Annotated in this window: 15 protein-coding genes; 7 read left to right on the top strand and 8 right to left on the bottom strand. The window is 64.8% G+C overall.

What is annotated here, in order from left to right:
- Positions 1-93 precede the first annotated feature (93 nt).
- The 3 genes from BBA01S_RS34475 (at position 94) to BBA01S_RS34485 (ending at position 3,550) form a co-directional block, all read left to right on the top strand.
- Positions 94-1,044: a glycerophosphodiester phosphodiesterase family protein gene (locus BBA01S_RS34475; RefSeq protein WP_156966183.1), complete on the top strand. Its 951-nt coding sequence runs from the start codon at positions 94-96 to the stop codon at positions 1,042-1,044.
- 174 nt (positions 1,045-1,218) lie between these two features.
- Entirely contained in the window at positions 1,219-3,306 is a 2,088-nt protein-coding gene (locus BBA01S_RS34480; RefSeq protein WP_027820405.1) for a carbon starvation CstA family protein, read from the top strand.
- Positions 3,307-3,343: 37 nt separating this feature from the next.
- Positions 3,344-3,550: a YbdD/YjiX family protein gene (locus tag BBA01S_RS34485; protein ID WP_027820406.1), complete on the top strand. Its 207-nt coding sequence runs from the start codon at positions 3,344-3,346 to the stop codon at positions 3,548-3,550.
- A gap of 64 nt (positions 3,551-3,614) precedes the next feature.
- On the opposite strand, the gene BBA01S_RS44095 is transcribed toward BBA01S_RS34485, so the two are convergent.
- From BBA01S_RS44095 to ispH, 3 genes are all read right to left on the bottom strand, one after another.
- The gene (locus BBA01S_RS44095) at positions 3,615-5,945 is read right to left on the bottom strand and encodes an O-linked N-acetylglucosamine transferase family protein (RefSeq protein WP_084162722.1); all 2,331 of its coding nucleotides are present in this window, start codon (positions 5,943-5,945) and stop codon (positions 3,615-3,617) included.
- 172 nt (positions 5,946-6,117) lie between these two features.
- A complete protein-coding gene (gene hpnH, locus BBA01S_RS34495; protein ID WP_027820407.1) occupies positions 6,118-7,269 on the bottom strand; it encodes an adenosyl-hopene transferase HpnH in 1,152 nt (383 codons plus the stop codon).
- 11 nt (positions 7,270-7,280) lie between these two features.
- Positions 7,281-8,225 (bottom strand): 4-hydroxy-3-methylbut-2-enyl diphosphate reductase, encoded by a 945-nt coding sequence (ispH, locus tag BBA01S_RS34500; protein WP_027820408.1) that lies wholly within the window; start codon positions 8,223-8,225, stop codon positions 7,281-7,283.
- 530 nt (positions 8,226-8,755) lie between these two features.
- Here ispH and hpnC point away from each other — a divergent pair.
- A complete protein-coding gene (gene hpnC / locus BBA01S_RS34505; protein WP_027820409.1) occupies positions 8,756-9,625 on the top strand; it encodes a squalene synthase HpnC in 870 nt (289 codons plus the stop codon).
- The gene (locus tag BBA01S_RS34510; RefSeq protein ID WP_407668360.1) at positions 9,625-10,800 is read left to right on the top strand and encodes a glycosyltransferase; all 1,176 of its coding nucleotides are present in this window, start codon (positions 9,625-9,627) and stop codon (positions 10,798-10,800) included. Before hpnC ends, BBA01S_RS34510 begins: the two co-directional genes overlap by 1 nt.
- Positions 10,801-10,856: 56 nt before the next feature.
- On the opposite strand, the gene BBA01S_RS34515 is transcribed toward BBA01S_RS34510, so the two are convergent.
- The 4 genes from BBA01S_RS34515 to hpnA all read right to left on the bottom strand — a co-directional run bounded on the left by BBA01S_RS34515 (position 10,857) and on the right by hpnA (position 14,036).
- A complete protein-coding gene (locus tag BBA01S_RS34515; protein WP_027820411.1) occupies positions 10,857-11,453 on the bottom strand; it encodes a mobile mystery protein B in 597 nt (198 codons plus the stop codon).
- Positions 11,444-11,893 carry a mobile mystery protein A gene (locus BBA01S_RS34520; protein ID WP_245641678.1) on the bottom strand — a complete coding sequence of 150 codons (450 nt, stop codon included), beginning with the start codon at positions 11,891-11,893 and terminating at the stop codon, positions 11,444-11,446. The genes BBA01S_RS34515 and BBA01S_RS34520 overlap by 10 nt, the downstream gene beginning before the upstream one ends.
- 327 nt (positions 11,894-12,220) lie before the next feature.
- Positions 12,221-12,835, bottom strand: coding sequence for a hypothetical protein (locus BBA01S_RS34525; RefSeq protein WP_027820413.1), 615 nt, complete (start codon positions 12,833-12,835; stop codon positions 12,221-12,223).
- Between the two features lie 178 nt (positions 12,836-13,013).
- Positions 13,014-14,036 carry a hopanoid-associated sugar epimerase gene (gene hpnA, locus BBA01S_RS34530; protein ID WP_027820414.1) on the bottom strand — a complete coding sequence of 341 codons (1,023 nt, stop codon included), beginning with the start codon at positions 14,034-14,036 and terminating at the stop codon, positions 13,014-13,016.
- A 188-nt stretch (positions 14,037-14,224) separates the two neighbouring features.
- Here hpnA and BBA01S_RS34535 point away from each other — a divergent pair, with 188 nt between their 5' ends.
- Positions 14,225-14,521 (top strand): acylphosphatase, encoded by a 297-nt coding sequence (locus BBA01S_RS34535; RefSeq protein WP_027820415.1) that lies wholly within the window; start codon positions 14,225-14,227, stop codon positions 14,519-14,521.
- Between the two features lie 110 nt (positions 14,522-14,631).
- Here BBA01S_RS34535 and egtD read toward each other — a convergent pair whose 3' ends face one another.
- The gene (egtD, locus tag BBA01S_RS34540; RefSeq protein ID WP_027820416.1) at positions 14,632-15,612 is read right to left on the bottom strand and encodes an L-histidine N(alpha)-methyltransferase; all 981 of its coding nucleotides are present in this window, start codon (positions 15,610-15,612) and stop codon (positions 14,632-14,634) included.
- Positions 15,613-16,053: 441 nt separating this feature from the next.
- Here egtD and rarD point away from each other — a divergent pair, with 441 nt between their 5' ends.
- Entirely contained in the window at positions 16,054-16,947 is an 894-nt protein-coding gene (gene rarD / locus BBA01S_RS34545; RefSeq protein WP_027820417.1) for an EamA family transporter RarD, read from the top strand.
- The last annotated feature ends 59 nt before the right edge of the window (positions 16,948-17,006 follow it).

Here is a 17,006-nt window from a genome sequence, read left to right on the forward strand (position 1 = left end):
CATTTCCCGTTTGCTGTCCTGGGTCTCGCGAGATAGATGCGTGCACAACGATTTCGCGTTTGCCGTAAAGGCGCGTTTCCCTATGAGTGGAACATGATTCGAACGATGACTTTGCGCGTGCCGGCTTCTGCTATCGCGATGGCGCTGTTGCTTGCTGCGTGCGCTGGCGGCCCTGCATCGACGCGCGTTGCACAAACGATGCCGCTCGTGATCGCGCATCGCGCAGGCACGGGCGACGCGCCGGAGAACACGCTTGTTGCGATTCGCTCAGCGCTGGCGAATCGCGCCGACGCAATCTGGCTCACCGTCCAGTTGAGTCGAGACGGCGTGCCGGTGCTTTATCGGCCCACGGATCTCGCTGCGCTAACCGATGCGCAAGGGCCAGTCGCCGCAAAGACCGCAGCAGAACTTGCACACGTCAACGCGGGCTGGCAGTTCAGGTCGCAAGACGCGTGGCCGTACCGGCAGACGCCGGTGGGCATTCCGACGCTTGCTGAGGCACTAGCCGCGATTCCCGCCGATATCCCCGTGATACTCGATATGAAAGCGCTGCCCGCAGCGCCGCAGGCCGCAGCCGTGGCGCGCGTGCTCGATGACGCCGGTGCATGGAATCGCGTGCTGCTCTACTCGACCGAAGCGGCCTATCAGCAGGCTTTTGCTGGGTGGCCGCGCGCGCGTGTCTTTGAATCGCGCGATGCGACGCGGGGACGTCTCGCAAGCGTCGCGCTCGCGCATACGTGCGAAGCGCCGCCGCCAGCCAACGCCTGGGCAGCCTTCGAATGGCGTCGCCCGATCGAACTGACCGAGCGTTTCACGCTGGGCGAAGCGCACTCCACCGTCGCCGATGCACAACTCTGGTCGCCGCAAGCCGTGCAGTGTTTTCGAACGAACGCCGGTGTGCAGATCGTCGCGATTGGCGTGAACAATGCGGCGGACTACAAAGCGGCCGCATGCGCGGGCGTGGATGCCGTGCTGGCCGATTCGCCGCGCCAGATGACGCCGGTGCGCGATGCGCTGCGCAAAGCAGGCTGGCGCTGCCCATAAATGCGAAATCACGCGACAGGCTACGTAATACTACGTAGGCGCCTTACGTAGTTGTCCGGTTGTGGGCCGCGCGTTGAAAGCGAATACTGTGCGCCACGTTGCGCCGTTTCTTTGTCTAGTATGAAGAACGCGGCAACAAAGACCACCCATTAAAAAAATCAAACAGGAGACGCAATGAGTCGGACTTCCAGTTTTGTCGTCTGGACGCTAGTCGCGCTGCTTGGCGCGTTCGCGTTCGGCACCATCGCGCTCGCGCACGGCGAACGCATTTCCGCACTGTGGATCGTGATTTGCGCGGTCTGCGTTTATCTGATCGCTTACCGCTTCTACTCGCGCTTCATTGCGTCGACGGTGCTGCAACTCGACGGCCTGCGCATGACGCCGGCCGTGCGCCACAACGACGGGCTCGACTACGTGCCCACCAACAAGTACGTGCTGTTTGGCCACCACTTCGCGGCGATCGCGGGCGCGGGCCCGCTGGTCGGCCCGGTGCTGGCTGCGCAGATGGGCTACATGCCCGGCATGCTGTGGATTCTCGCGGGCGTGGTGTTCGCGGGGGCGGTGCAGGACTTCGTCGTCCTGTTCCTGTCCACGCGTCGCGACGGCCGCTCGCTGGGCGATCTCGTGAAGATGGAACTCGGGCCGATTCCGGGCGTGATCGCGCTGTTCGGCACTTTCCTCATCATGATCATCATTCTCGCGGTGCTCGCGCTGATCGTGGTGAAGGCGCTGACGAACTCGCCGTGGGGCACGTTCACCGTGGCCGCGACGATTCCCATTGCGATCTTCATGGGCCTCTACGTGCGCTATATCCGCCCCGGCAAGATCGGCGAAATTTCGATCATCGGCTTCGTGCTGCTGATGGCGTCGATCGCCTTCGGCCAGCACGTGCACGATTCGCCGACGCTGGCCGCATGGTTCACGTTCACGGGCACCCAGCTCACGTGGATCCTGATTGGCTACGGTTTTGTCGCCTCGGTGCTGCCGGTGTGGCTGCTGCTCGCGCCGCGCGACTACCTGTCGACGTTCCTGAAGATCGGCACGATCCTCGCGCTCGCGATCGGCATTCTGATCGTCGCGCCGGAACTCAAGATGCCGGCGTTCACGAAGTTCATCGACGGCACGGGGCCGGTGTGGTCGGGCAACCTGTTCCCGTTCCTCTTCATCACGATCGCGTGCGGTTCGGTCTCGGGCTTCCATGCGCTGATCTCGTCGGGCACCACGCCCAAACTGCTCGATAACGAAACCAACGCGCGCTTCATCGGTTACGGCGCGATGCTGATGGAATCGTTCGTCGCGATCATGGCGCTGGTGGCTGCTTCGGTGATCGAGCCGGGCGTGTACTTCGCGATGAACGCGCCGCTCGCGGTGCTCGGCACGTCGCCGGATGCGGTTGCGCACACGGTCGGCCAGTGGGGCTTCGTGCTCACGCCGGACATGCTCACGCAGACGGCTCACGCCGTGGGCGAGACCACCATCGTCGCGCGCGCTGGTGGCGCTCCGACACTGGCGGTCGGCATGGCGCAGATCCTGCACCAGGTGATCGGCGGCGAAGCGATGATGGCGTTCTGGTATCACTTCGCGATCCTGTTCGAAGCGCTCTTCATCCTGACCGCTGTCGATGCAGGCACGCGCGCGGGCCGCTTCATGCTGCAGGATCTGCTGGGCACGTTCCACCCCGCGCTCAAGCGCACGGAATCGCTGCCCGCGAACCTGATCGCCACGGCGCTGTGCGTGGCGGCGTGGGGCTACTTCCTGTATCAGGGCGTGGTCGATCCGCTCGGCGGCATCAACACGCTGTGGCCGCTCTTCGGCATCTCGAACCAGATGCTCGCTGGTATCGCGCTGATGCTCGCCACGGTCGTGCTGTTCAAGATGAAGCGCGAGAAGTTCGCGTGGGTCACTGCCCTGCCGACGCTGTGGCTGCTGATCTGCACGCTGACGGCAGGCCTGCAGAAGATCTTCGACAGCAACCCGAAGGTGAGCTTCGTGGCGCATGCGCAGAAACTGCAGGCGGCACTGGATGCGGGCAAGATCCTGGCGCCCGCGAAGTCGGCGGAACAGATGCAGCGCATGATCTTCAACGACTACGTGGACGCGGCGCTGTCGGGCCTGTTCATCTTCGTGGTGGTGAGCATCGTGGTGTACGGCCTGATCGCGATTGCACGCGCTCGCCGCACGGAGCGTCCGACCGTGCAGGAGACGCCGTACGAAGCGCTGCCGGCTGGCGCGACGATTGCGGCGCGTCACGGCGCGCACTGATCGCATCGGCATAGACATCGACGCAACGGAGCGAACCATGTTCTCTGAACTTCGCGACAACGTGCAGACGGCCGGGCGCTATCTCGGCCAGGCCATGCGGCTGATGGTCGGCCTGCCGGACTACGACGGCTACGTCGCGCACATGCGCGCGACCCATCCCGACCGTCCGGTCATGACCTACGAGGAGTTCTTCCGCGAGCGGCAGAACGCGCGGTATGGCTCGGGCGCGGGGAAGTGCTGCTGAGGGCGAAGACACTCGTCCGAGGACAGAAGGCGCGATGACGGAAGTCATCGCGCTTTTTTTATGCTCAAACCGTCGCCTGTGCGGCGCAGTGCTCGCGCCACATGAGTCGCCAGGCGTTCTCGATATGGCGGGCGAAACGCGGCGCATCCATCAGCGGCGACGCTTCCATACGCGCGCGCAGTCCCGCGCGCATGGCTGCAAGACGCGGCAGATTGCTTGCCAGCTCGACGGCGATGCGCACGAAGTCGTCGTCGCTATGCGCGACCAGGTCGAGCATGCCGAGGTTCGCCGCGATGCTCCAGCCGCCGCGACTTGCCGCTGAACGCCCCGTGCGCGTAACCACCGGCACGCCCATCCAGAAGGCGTCGAGGCTCGTGGTGTGGCCGTTGTAGGGGAACGTGTCGAGCGCGAGATCGACGCATCGCCAGGTTTCCAGGTACGCGCCCCGCGTCTGATGCGCGACGAACGAGACACGCGCTGGGTCGATTCCCTGCTTTTGCGCCCGAGCGAGCAGCGCGTCGCGCGGCGCACCTTCCGGAGCGAGCAGAAGCAGACGCGCGCGCGGCACGCGAGCCAGCACGGCGCTCCACAGACGGAGTGCATGATCGCTGATCTTGGCCGGGTTGTTCAGGCATCCGAACGTAAAGGCCGCATCGGCCGATGCGGCTGCGGGCAGCGCATTGACCGCTATGCCGTCGACCTGCGCCTCGAAGCACCAGAACGCATCGGGCAGGCGGATCGAGCGTTCGGCGTACAGTGCGTCGCGGTTCGTTTCGTCGACGGGATCGAGCCACGGGTCGGTGAGCCGGTAGTCCATCGCCGGACTGCCCGTCGTGCCGGGATAGGCGAGCCACGCGACCTGCACCGGCGCGGGGCGGCGCGCGAACAGCAGGCGCCGGTGGCCCGCCATATGCATGGTGATATCGACGAGGATGTCGATGCGATCCGAGCGGATCAAGTCTGCGAGCGCGGCGTCGTCGAGCGTATGGACATTGCGCCAGACATCGGCGAGCGGCATGAACTGCCGGGTGATGGCATCAGGTTTCGCGACGCTCGCATAGCAGAAGATCTCGAATGCCCGGTGATCGTGATTGCGCAGCAATGGCAGCATGAAAAGCGCCTGGCAATGCGAACGAAAATCGGGCGATACATAGCCTATGCGCAAGCGCCGCTGCGGCGTGCAGTCGTTGTCGTGAGGCGTCGCGGCAGTGGTGAGCGGCGCCTCGAAGCGGGCCGCGAAGCGCCGGCATTCATCGAGCAGCACCTGTGGGTCGTCGCTCTGAAAAGCCAGCGCGAAGATCAGGTCGCCGTGCGCGATGTAGACATTGGGACTCGTGCGGTCGTCAGGGGAAGCAAGGGCGAGCGCGCGGCGGTACGACGCCACGGCATCGTCGAGTCGTCCCATGTCGAGCAGCGCATTGCCCAGCGTGGCGTGCGCATCGGGGAACGCGGGGTTGAGGGCGATCGATCGCTGCAACGCGGCTTCGGCGTCTTGCAGACGCTGGCCCGTCAGCAGGCCGCCCAGGTGATACCAGGCTTCGTGATGCGCGGGCTGCAAGGCGACCGCGCGCTGCAGGGCCTCGATCGCTTCCAGCGGCTCGCGCACGCCGATCAGTGTCGCCAGGTTGTAGTGCGCGTCGGCGAGCGTGGGGTCGATTGCGATGGCGGTACGTGCGGCGGCTTGCGCCTCGGCGGGATGCAGCTTCGACAGTGCGTGCGCGAGATTGCTCCAGGCGAGCGCGAAGTCGGGCTTGAGCGATACCGCCTGGCGCAACGCCGCGGCGGCCGCTTCCCAGTCGCAGTCGCACAGCAGGTTGCCGAGATTGAAATGCGCGACCGCAAGCGCCGGATCCAGCGCGATGGCCCGACGCAGCGCCGCTTCGGCCTCGTCGGGGCGCGATGCGCCTAGCAGCAGGCCGAGGCTGTTCCACGCAGGTGCGAACCCGGGATCCAGCGCCAGCGCACGCCGTAGCGCGGCCTCGGCGCTTTGGGGGGCGTTCGATAGCAACAGCGCGCCCAGGTTGAAATGCGCGTGCATGAAATCCGGCTGCAAGGCGATAGCGCGTTCAAGCAGCGCGCGGGCTTCGACGGGCCGTGTCCTGCGCAGCAGGTTGCCGAGGTTGTTGTGCGCTTCGGCAAGCGCAGGATCGAGCGCGATGGCGACACGCAGGTGCTGTTCGGCTTGCTCTGCGTCGTCGGCGAAGGTCTGGGCCAGATAGAAATGCGCGGCGGCCAGCGTGGGATCGAGCGCGAGCGCTTCGCGCAAGGCGGCGCGCGTGTCGTCGATGCGCCCTTGCGCGCGCAACGCCAGCGCGCGATCGATGAGCGCCAACGCATCGATGGCTGGCCGGATGGCTGAAGGAGCGGCCTCAGTTTGGGTATCGGTGGAGTCCATGGCGAGCGTTCGGAGTGTCGTCGGGAGCCGTCTATTCTGGATCCCTGGCTATCCTGAAAATTCTCACCACTGCGCCGCCGCGATCTGCCGCAACAAAAACACAAAGGGCGCAACGGCTTGCACCGTTGCGCCCTTCTCAACTTCCAGCGCCCTGAAAGCGCCGAAGCAAAACTTAGCTAGCTGCGACCGTCACCGGCTTCTTCGTCTTCGCCGAGTTCTTGATCTCTTCGAGCTTGATTTCGACGTGACGCGAGAACACGTATTCAGCCGGACGTTGCGTATCCAGCGGGATGTCCTTCACGAATGCGCCTTCGGTCTTCGGGCCGCTCAGCGCGACCTTCAGTGCCTTGAGCGGGTGCGCGACCGTGTCCATCACGGCGGTAGCCTCGAAGCCACAGTGAACCATGCAGTCCGCGCACTTCTCGTACTTGCCCGTACCGTACTTGTCCCAGTCGGTCGTTTCCATCAGTTCCTTGAAGGTCTTCACATAACCTTCGCCGACCAGATAGCACGGCTTTTGCCAGCCGAACACCGTACGCGCCGGGTTGCCCCAGGGCGTGCATTCGTAGGTCTGGTTGCCCGCCAGGAAGTCGAGGAACAGGCTCGACTGGCTGAACGACCACTTCTTGCCGTTGTTGCCGCGCTTGAAGATCTCGCGGAACAGGTTCTTGGTCTTGTCGCGGTTCAGGAAGTGCTGCTGATCCGGCGCGCGCTCATAGGCATAGCCCGGCGACACCGTGATGCCGTCCACGCCGATTTCGCCGACCGTGTCGAAGAACTTCGCCACGCGCTCGGGCACCGCGTCGTTGAACAGCGTGCAGTTGATGTTCACGCGGAAGCCGCGACGCTTGGCTTCCTTGATGGCCGCGACGGCCTTGTCGTAGACGCCTTCCTGCGACACCGAGTGATCGTGCGCTTCGCGGTCGCCGTCCAGGTGAACCGACCAGACGAAGTACGGATTCGGCTGGTAGTCGTCCATCTTCTTTTCCATGAGCAGCGCGTTCGTGCAGAGATACACGAACTTCTTGCGCGCCATGATGCCCTTGACGATCTGGGGCATTTCCTTGTGCAGCAGCGGCTCGCCACCGGCGATCGAGACGACCGGCGCACCGCATTCGTCCACGGCTTCGAGGCATTCCTCAAGCGACAGACGCTGGTTCAGGATGGGATCCGGATAGTCGATCTTGCCGCAGCCGTTGCAGGCCAGGTTGCAGCGGAACAGCGGCTCGAGCATGAGCGCGAGCGGATAACGCTTATTGCCGCTGAAATGCTGGCGGAAGATGTAGGAGCCAACGCGGACTTTTTGGAGCAGCGGAATAGACAAGAGTGTCCTCCTTAAACTTCGCGCGCGACGAGCGGTTGCAACAGCTTCGACGGCAGCTTGAATTCGACTTTTTCTTCACGGCCCGCCATCGTCGACACCTCGACAGGCCCCAACGCGCGCAGCGCGTCGATCACGTTTTCCACCATTTCTTCAGGCGCCGACGCACCGGCAGTGATGCCGACCGTCTGCGCGCCTGCGAACCACTCGGCCTTCACTTCCGAGCCGTCCGCCACGAGGTAGCTCGGCAGACCCGATTCGCTGCCGATTTCGCGCAGACGGTTCGAGTTCGAGCTGTTCGTGGCGCCTACGACCAGCAGCACGTCCACTTGCGACGACAGATCGCGCACGGCGGCCTGACGGTTTTGCGTCGCGTAGCAGATGTCGCGCGTGTCCGGGCCGACGATGTCGGAGAACCGCTTGACGAGCGCATCGATAATGCCGCGCGTATCGTCCACCGACAGCGTGGTCTGCGTCACGTACGCGAGCGGCGCGTCGAGCGGCAGATCCAGCTTCTGCACGTCCGCTTCGCTTTGCACCAGCAGCACGGTGCCGGGAATCTGGCCGATCGTGCCTTCGACTTCGGGGTGACCGGCATGACCGATCAGGATGAGCGTGCGGCCCGCCGCGACGTACTGGCGGCCTTGCACGTGAACCTTGGTGACGAGCGGGCAGGTGGCGTCCAGCACGTCGAGTTCGCGTTCTTCGGCAGCACGTTCGACCGTCTTGGCAACGCCGTGCGCGCTGAAAATCGCGACGGCGCCTTCGGGCACTTCGTCGAGTTCTTCCACGAAACGCGCGCCCTTGTTACGCAGGTTCTCGACCACGTGACGGTTGTGGACGATCTCATGGCGCACGTAGACCGGCGCGCCGTGCTTCTGCAATGCGCGATCGACAATCTCGATAGCGCGGACAACCCCCGCACAAAAGCCGCGGGGTTGGGCAAGGATGACTCGCATAGGGTGGCGAACTCCGACTGCCGCGAATTACGTGCAAACCCTGTCAGGCCTGCTCGCCGCGGCGATCATATTAATAAGGTGCTAATGAATGCGTACGTCCGCCTGGGGGAGGGCGGAAAAACCAGACGCGCATTTTAACCCCATCGCCGCACCTTTGCTGCGTGGCGCACGAGAAGGTGCGGCGCGCACGCGACGATAATCGCCTTTCATTCGCTTTTGCCCCGATTCGGACGGTGCTTTTGCCCCGATTTCGCTGCCGTATTGGCCTCACCCGTGACCCCGCCCGAGCCCCCGTGCGGCCGCGTGGCAGCGCGATGACAGCCCCGCGGCAAGCCGGTGACGGCGGGATGACGGTCACGCAGCACGTCTTCAACTGAAAGACTTGTGAAAGTAATCGTCGTGCAATTTTTCTTAACGAGGGCCAGACGAGGGTTGGCGCGGTGCAACATGAGGCGGGAACCCTTAAACTAACGTCCCCGCTGCCGGAGCGCCCGGCGCGATGCGGGCCCGACCCCAATCAGGACGCCTGGATGGAACCCGACCACTACGACGATTTTCCGGTAGCGAGCCTGTTGCTGCCGAAGGCGCTGCGAGCGCCTGTCGGCGTGATCTACCACGTCGCGCGCACGCTCGACGACATCGCCGACGAAGGAGACTGGAGCCGCGAGGAGCGTCACACGCGGCTGGCCGATTTCCGCGATGGCCTGGACGCCGTGGCCGAAGGGCGCACCGCGCCGGTGCATCCGACGCTGTTCGCGAAGCTCGCGGACGTGGTGCGCCGCTGCCGCCTGCCGCTGCAGCCGTTCTATGATCTGGTGTCGGCGTTCGATCAGGACATCGACACCACGCGGTATGCCGATCGTCTGGAACTGATGGACTTCTGCCGGCGCTCGGCGAACCCGGTCGGGCACCTGATGCTGCATCTGATCGACGAAGCGACGCCTGAGAACCTCGCCGATTCCGATGCGATCTGCACCGCCTTGCAGCTCATCACCTTCTTGCAGGACGTGCCGGCCGACTGGCGGCGCGGGCGCGTCTATCTGCCACAGGCCGACCGCGAGCGCCTGAACGTGACCGAGGCGCAGATCGCGGCAGGCGTGGTGGACGACGCCTGGCGCGCGCTGATGCGGCACGAAATTGCCCAGGTGCGCGCGCTGATGCTCAGCGGCGCGCCGCTGGCGCTGCGCGTGCCGGGGCGCTTCAGCCTCGAACTGTGCAGCGTGGTTCACGGCGGGCTGCGCATGCTCGACGTGATCGAGCGAGCCGACTATGACGTATTTCGCGCGCGGCCAGCGCTGCGCGCTTCCGACTGGGCCGGGGTGCTGATACGCACGGCGGCCATGTGGCTGTCGCGCCGCGTCGGCGTGCGCGCGCCTTCGATCAAGAGTAACAACGCATGATGACCACGACTCTCTTCGCCGTTTCCTGTCTTTCGCTGCTGATCTGGCTGGTGCTGCTGCTCGGCCGCGGCGGTTTCTGGCGCTCGCGGCCCGCCGATCCGCTGCCCGTGATCGAGCCTGCGTCGGGCTGGCCGTCGGCGTGCGCCGTGGTGCCCGCGCGCAATGAAGCCGATGCGATCGGCGAGGCCGTCACTTCGCTGCTGCGCCAGGAGTACGGCGGCGACTTCCATGTCATCGTCATCGACGACCACAGCACCGACGGCACCGCCGAAGCCGCGCGCGCCGCGGCGCTTGCGCTCCAGTGCCCGGAAAAGCTCACCGTCATCACCGCGAAGCCGCTGCCCGCGGGCTGGTCGGGCAAGGTCTGGGCGCAGTCGCAGGGCATCGAAGCCGTGCGCACGCTGGGCCTGGACGCCGACTACCTGCTGCTCACCGACGCCGACATCGGCCATCCCGCCGATGCGCTGGCGCAACTCGTCGTGCGCGCGCAGGCCGAAAAGCGCGACCTCGTTTCGCTGATGGTGCGTCTGCGCTGCGACTCGGTCTGGGAAAAGGCGCTGATTCCGGCCTTTGTGTTCTTCTTCGCCAAGCTCTATCCGTTCGCGTGGGTCAACGACGCGCGCAACAAGACCGCGGCCGCTGCGGGCGGCTGCATGCTGGTGCGCCGCAAGGCGCTGGAAGAAGCGGGCGGCATCGAGTCGATCCGCGCCGAACTCATCGACGATTGCAGCCTGGCCGCACGCATCAAGCATCGCGGCGAAGGGCATCACCCGATCCGTCTGGACGTGGCCGCAAAGAGCGTGTCGCTGCGCCCCTACGATTCGTGGAAGGACATCTGGAACATGATCGCGCGCACCGCGTTCACGCAGCTGCATTACTCGGCGTGGCAGTTGCTGGGCACGATCGTCGGCATGACGGTGATCTACCTGGCGCCGCCGGTCGTGGCGCTCGTGCTGGGCGCGAAGGGCTGGCCCGCGTGGCTTGCGTGGGCGCTGATGTGCTGCGCGTACTCGCCGATGCTGGCCTACTATCGTCGCTCGCCGCTGTGGGCGCCGTTCCTGCCGCTCGTCGCGCTGTTTTACGTGGGCGCGACCTTCGCGTCGGCGTGGCGCTTCTGGCGCGGCAAGGGCGGCCAGTGGAAGGCGCGCGTGCAGGCGCCGGTGCAGGGACGTTGAGGTAAAAGCCGCGTAGCGCGTCGCAGGGCGCGCTGCGCAAGAATGAAAAAAGCCGGCTACGTCGTGCTTCGCACGAAGACCAGCAGCAGCGCGTAATCGCCTTTGTCTGCTGCCCGCAAGGCGGTTAAGTACTCCGCCCGGGCGTTGTCGGCTTTAACCAGCGTCCCGCCGCTGCCCCACGAAAATGGCTCCTGCTTCAGGCTGCGCAGTAGCGCATCAGCCATCATGCGCGCGTGCCGGCCGTTGCCGTTTGGGAAAGGGTGAATCCAGACCAGATCGCGATGAAATCGTGCGGCAATCTCATCGGCCGGGAAGGTACCGTTTTCGATCCACCACTGTGTGTTGTCGAAGAGGTTTCTTAGTTTGACGCTGATCTGCGTCCAGTCGCATCCGAGGTTCTTGTCGGACTTACGGAATGTACCTGCCCACGACCAGGTCGCGTCGAACATCTTCTTGTGAAGGTTGCGACAGAACGCTTCGCTGAGAACCTCGGCCTTGCGTTGACGCCGTGCCCATTGCACGGCCCGTAAGATGTTCTCCTGCTCCCAGTCATTCAGGTCGCCGTGGGTCGACAGGTGAGCAGGTATTAGCCCTGCCAGTTCGTCAGGATCGAGCGGTGTTTGACCGTCCTGTTCATCCGGATTTATCGCCATAGATCCGACCAGCGGCCCCGGAGTAGTTCCGCCGTTCTCTGTTCGACCTGTTTGCGCAGCCGTTCCGTTGCCGGACGCTGATCTTCCAGACTCATGGTGTGCGCGACGCTACTGACTTCCTGGAGGGCGATTGAGCGGGCCTGGTCTTCGACCACTTGAGTCAGCGGTTTTCTAGGAACCAGTGCATAGACCAACTCGCAGTCCAGTCCCTCAGCCAGCTTGCGTAGTTGTCCGAGCGTGATTCGCTCTTCTGCTTCCGCCAACTCCGACTTGTGAAGGCTCGAACCGGTAATACCCAACCTGGCGGCTTGCTGCCGCTCGGTGAGCCCTAGCGATTCCCGGATGGCCTTTAGCCATCCGCGTTGTGGGGGACGTCGGCTTGTCAGATCCTTGTACGCCGCGGCTGCTGCCTGAATCTGCTCAAGCCGAAGCTGTCTCATTTTAGAGTCCATCTCGCTTCACTATAGGCTATCAAGAAGTGACGAAATAATAGCCTATAGTGAAGCAGGTTCCAATCATGTGCTTCACTATAGAGAAGCATGATGTGAAATTTTGCTTCTCTATGATGAAGTGAAAATCCGTAATTTGCTGCCTTTCAGGCTAGCAAATATGAAGTAATCCGCTTTGCGCGTCGTCAAGAAAAAGACCCGCAATCCCTGATGGGATTGCGGGTCTGGCGTCATTCAGCTCAAAAACCAGTCTTGTTGCGATGCAGCTTGTTGCTCCACGCGGCGGCCTTTATCGGCCGGAACGATGCCGATGGCCGCTCAGCGCTGCGTCAGCATCATGTACATCTGCACGACCATGTCCGGCGAGAACGTGAACGGCACCCAGCCGTGGCCGGTGTGGCGCATCACCAGCAGGCGATCGCCGTTGGTCTGCTTCTGCACGGCCATCATCGGATTCTTCGTCGAGGCGAAGCGCCAGCCGGGCGGGATGCCAGGCGGCGGCTCGGGCTGCATCGACGCTCGCACGTTCGCGAGTTCTTCGATCAGCTGGCTCACCTGCATCGGATGCAGTGACACCGTCTGACCGTTGATGGTCATGGTGATTTCGTTCTGCGAGGGACGGCCCACTTCCAGCGTGGCGCGCGCGTCTGCAGCCGGCGCTTCGGCGGTCTCGCCGGCTTCGCTTGCGGCGTCCTGCGTGACGAGCGTGGCTGGCTCGGGCTGCGTCGGCTCCACGGCGGCGTCAGCTTCAGCAGTGTCAGCAGCGTCGGCGGGCGCTTGCGGTTCGATATCCGCGGCGGTGTGCGGCGTGTCCGATCCGCCCGGTTGCGGGGCCGCTGCGTCGGCCGCAACCGGCGCGTGCGCGGCGCTGGCGGCCTGAATGAGTTGATCGACGCCCACGTCGATCGCGCCGATCTGGTCTTGAAGATTCATGCGAGCTTCTCTGGTAAGACCCGCGATTTTACCCACAGAGCGCGGGAACAGGTCGGCGGTCGTTGTAAGGAGGTCGCAACAAAAGTTGTAACAAATGATGGTGCGTCCCGCTTTTGCGCCGCGAGAAGCCTTGTATCGGGCCTCGATTCAAGCTTCGAATCAAGCTTCGATTCAAGCCTTATTTCGCACCCAGATAACCCGCTTCGCCGAACCATGCGAGCGCGTCCTTCAGGCCTTCGCGATAGGGCCGCGCGCGGTAACCCAGCTCGCGTTCTGCCTTCGCCGAGGTGAAATACATCTTGTTCTTCGACATCTTGAGCGCGTCGACGGTCACGAACGGCTCGCGCTTCGTGATGCGCGCCACGGCCTCCGCGCCCATCGCGAGCGGGTACAGCGGCCAGCGCGGCAACGCAATGGTCGGCGGCTTGCGCCCGACCATCCCGGCGATATCGGCGAGCATCTGTTGCAGCGGCAGGTTCTCGCCGCCGAGGATGTAGCGCTCGCCAATGCGCCCGCGCTCCAGCGCGAGGAAGTGCCCGTTCGCCACGTCGTCGACGTGCACGAGGTTCAGGCCTGTATCGACGAACGCGGGCATCTTGCCGGTCGCCGCCTCGACGATGATGCGGCCCGTGGGTGTGGGCTTCACGTCGCGCGGGCCGATGGGCGTGGACGGATTGACGATCACGGCGGGCAGGCCGTCCTGCTCGATCATGCGCTCGACGGCGCGCTCGGCGATCACCTTGCTGCGCTTGTACACGCCGATCGCCTGATCGGCCTTGAGCGGCGAGGTTTCGTCGGCGGAATTGCCCGAGCTCGTGACCTTGAGCGTGGCCACGCTGCTGGTGTAGACGATGCGCTCCACGCCCGCGGCGAGCGCGGCGCGCATGGTGGCTTCGGCGCCTTCCAGGTTGGCGCGCTCGATTTCGAGCGGATCGGGCGCCCACAGGCGGTAGTCGGCGGCCACGTGGAACAGGTAGCGCACGCCGTCCAGGGCCTTGCGCATCGAGGCTTCGTCGCGCATGTCGCCGGTCACGATTTCGACGTCGAGCGATTCGAGGTTCTTGCGCGGGCTCGTTGCGCGCACCAGCAGGCGCACGGCAAAGCCTTTCTCCAGCGCGATGCGGGCGACGGCCGAGCCGACGAAGCCGGACGCGCCGGTGATCAGCACGAGGTCTTTGTTAGCGCGGGAAGTGTCGGTCATTCTGGTTTCGCATTCGGGTTCGATGATGGGCGCCGGGCCGGGGATTGGCCTGCCCGGGTGCCGCAGTGGCACGGATTGTACGTGGCGCGCGTGCACCGCGGGTCTCACGCGCGCCGGCGCAGGCGCGCGGAAATCGCGTCTACAATGCCGACCGTATGCCGTACGCAGGTGAAACAGGAGATCGAAACATGAGCGAACCGGATCTGGATGCGCGCGTTGAAACCTACTACGTGCGCGTGCGCGGAACGGTGCAGGGCGTGGGTTTTCGTCACGCGACGGTGCGTCAGGCGCACGCGCTGCGCATTCGCGGCTATGTCGCCAATCTGGAGGACGGCTCGGTCGAAGCCGTGATCCAGGGCTCGGCGAACCAGGTCGACCGCATGCTCTCGTGGCTGCGCCACGGGCCGCCCGCCGCGCGCGTGAAGTCGGTGGAAAGCGAGGAGCGCTACACCGAAAAGCGTTACGAGCGTTTCGAGCAGCACTGATAACGCCGCCCTGATGCAAGAAAAAAGCGGTGCGCCCTGAAAAGCGCACCGCTTTTTCGTTTTTATGGCGTTAAGCCACGTCAGGCCGCGTCAAGCGACTTCAAGCGACTTCAAGCCACGGCCAGCAGGCTCTCCGCGAATCCCCATTCCTTCTCGACCCACTGCCGCGCGCAGGTGAAACCGGCATCGGCGGCGATCGCCGGGATCTCGTCGGCGTGGTACTTGTGGCTGCTCTCCGTCCAGATCGTCTCGCCGGCTTGCATCTCGATGTCGAGCCGCGCCGCGCCCACGTGCGCATGGAGGTGACGCTTCGCGCGCAGGTGCATCTCGACGCTGCGCGCATCGGGATTGAAGCGCGCGACATGTTCGAAGTCGTGCAGGTCGAAGTCCGCGTCCAGCTCGCGGTTGATGCGCGAGAGCAGGTTGAGGTTGAACGCGGCGGTCGCGCCGATGGCATCGTCGTAGGCGGCGATCAGCGTGGCGACGGGCTTCACGAGATCGGTGCCCAGCAGCAGCGTGTCGCCGGGGCGCAGCATCGCGCGGATCTCGCGCAGGAAGCGCGTGGCCGCGAGGCGCGCAAAGTTGCCGATCGTGCTGCCGAGAAACAGCACCAGCAGGCGCTCGCCGTTCTTGCGCTGGCGGCTGACTTCGGCGAGACCGGCCAGATAGTCGCGCTCGTAGCCGACGATGGAAATGCGCTCGATATCGGCCAGTTCGCGCCGGCATAGCTGCAAGGCGGTGCGCGAAATCTCGATCGGGCAGTAGGAGGTGGGGCGCTTGCGGCACAGCGCTTCGAGGATGCGGCGCGTCTTGCGGCCGCTGCCGCTGCCGAGTTCGGCGACGGTGACGTCGGCGGGCAGCGCTTCGACGATCTCGTTGGCGTAGCGCGTGAGCAGCCGCTCTTCCGAGCGCGTGACGCCGTATTCGGGCAGCACCGTGATGACTTCGAACAGCGCCGAGCCGACTTCGTCATACAGGTACATCGACGGCAATTCTTTCTGCGGTGCGTGCATGAGGCCGCTGCGGACATCGGCGGCGAAGCTCGCGTGGGCGGGATTGAGCGGTTCGGGACGGGAGGCGGGCAGGGTCATGCGGGCTCCTGATGCATGGGACGGCAGGCGGCCGGGGCGCGGTATCGATGCATCGATCGGCGAATTCGCTGGCGAATGTTCCGATCAATGCGCGCGCCGGACGAAGGGCGGTTCTCCAGCAAAGACTTCCGTTCTAGTCCATCGCGGCGGGCAATTCACGGACTAAATCGCGGAATTCGCTGCTTGAGCAGCGGGCGCATCGGCCGTGCCCGCCGCACCGGCGGGGCTTGCAGCGAGCTTGCGGCGCATTAGAATGCCCGCTGGCGCGCAGTGGCAGACAGCACGCCTAATTCAATAGCCGATTCACATGACAACGTTTTTTCCCGCGCCGCCCGTGGTTGGCATGGCCGCGCGCCGGGACGCTTCGTCCCGATTTTTGTCGCGCTCGCACGCGTTGCACGACGTGCAGACTTCTCAAACGGCCCGCGCCGCAATCCTTCGATGAACCATCACGATCTCAAGCGCGGCCTCACGCTTTCCGTGGGCGCTTCGGCGCTGTTCACGCTGCTCCCGGCGTACACCTTGTTGCTCGCGCCGCTCGGCGGACTCGACATTTTCGCGTGGCGCGTGATCTGGACGGCGCCCGGCGCGCTCGCGCTGCTGGTGCTGCGCAAGCGCCTGCCGCAATTGCTGGAACTGGTGACGCGCGCGATCCGCAACCCGCGCGTCGCGCTGATGCTGGTGACGAGCGCCGCTTTGCTCGGCGTGCAGTTGTGGGTGTTCCTGTGGGCGCCGCTGCACGGACGCATGCTCGAAGTGTCGCTCGGCTACTTCATGCTGCCGCTCGTGATGGTGCTGGTCGGGCGCTATTACTACCACGAGCGCCTGGAGCCGCTGCAATGGCTCGCGGTCGCCTGCGCGGCGGTGGGCGTGGCGCACGAACTCTGGGCCACGCACGCGTTTTCGTGGCCGACGCTGCTCACGGCGCTGGGCTACCCCCCGTATTTCGTGCTGCGCCGCAAGATCCAGGCGGATTCGCTCGTGACCTTTGCGGTCGAAATGGTGCTGCTGCTGCCGGTGGCCTTCATCGAAGTGCACGCGGGCGGCTCGCTCGCGCTGCTCAGCCAGCATGCGCTGGTAGCGTGGGTGCTGCTGCCGGGGCTGGGCGTGATCAGCACGGTGGCGCTCGCGAGTTACCTGAAGTCCAGCCGTTTGCTGCCGATGGCGCTGTTCGGCATCCTTGGCTATGTCGAGCCGGTCTTGCTGGTAGTCGTCTCCGTCACGCTGCTCGGCGAGCATCTGGGGCTGCGCGAGCTTGCGACTTACGTGCCGATCTGGATTGCCGTCGCGTTGACGGCGCTGCATGGCGCGCGGCTCGTGCGCCACTCCCGCTAGGCGCGGCCAGTCGGCACGGCCGGTCAGGCGCGGCCGGCCAGGCGCGGCCGGCCAGGCGC

The sequence above is a fragment of the Paraburkholderia bannensis NBRC 103871 genome, from assembly GCF_000685015.1.
Lineage (GTDB): Bacteria > Pseudomonadota > Gammaproteobacteria > Burkholderiales > Burkholderiaceae > Paraburkholderia > Paraburkholderia bannensis.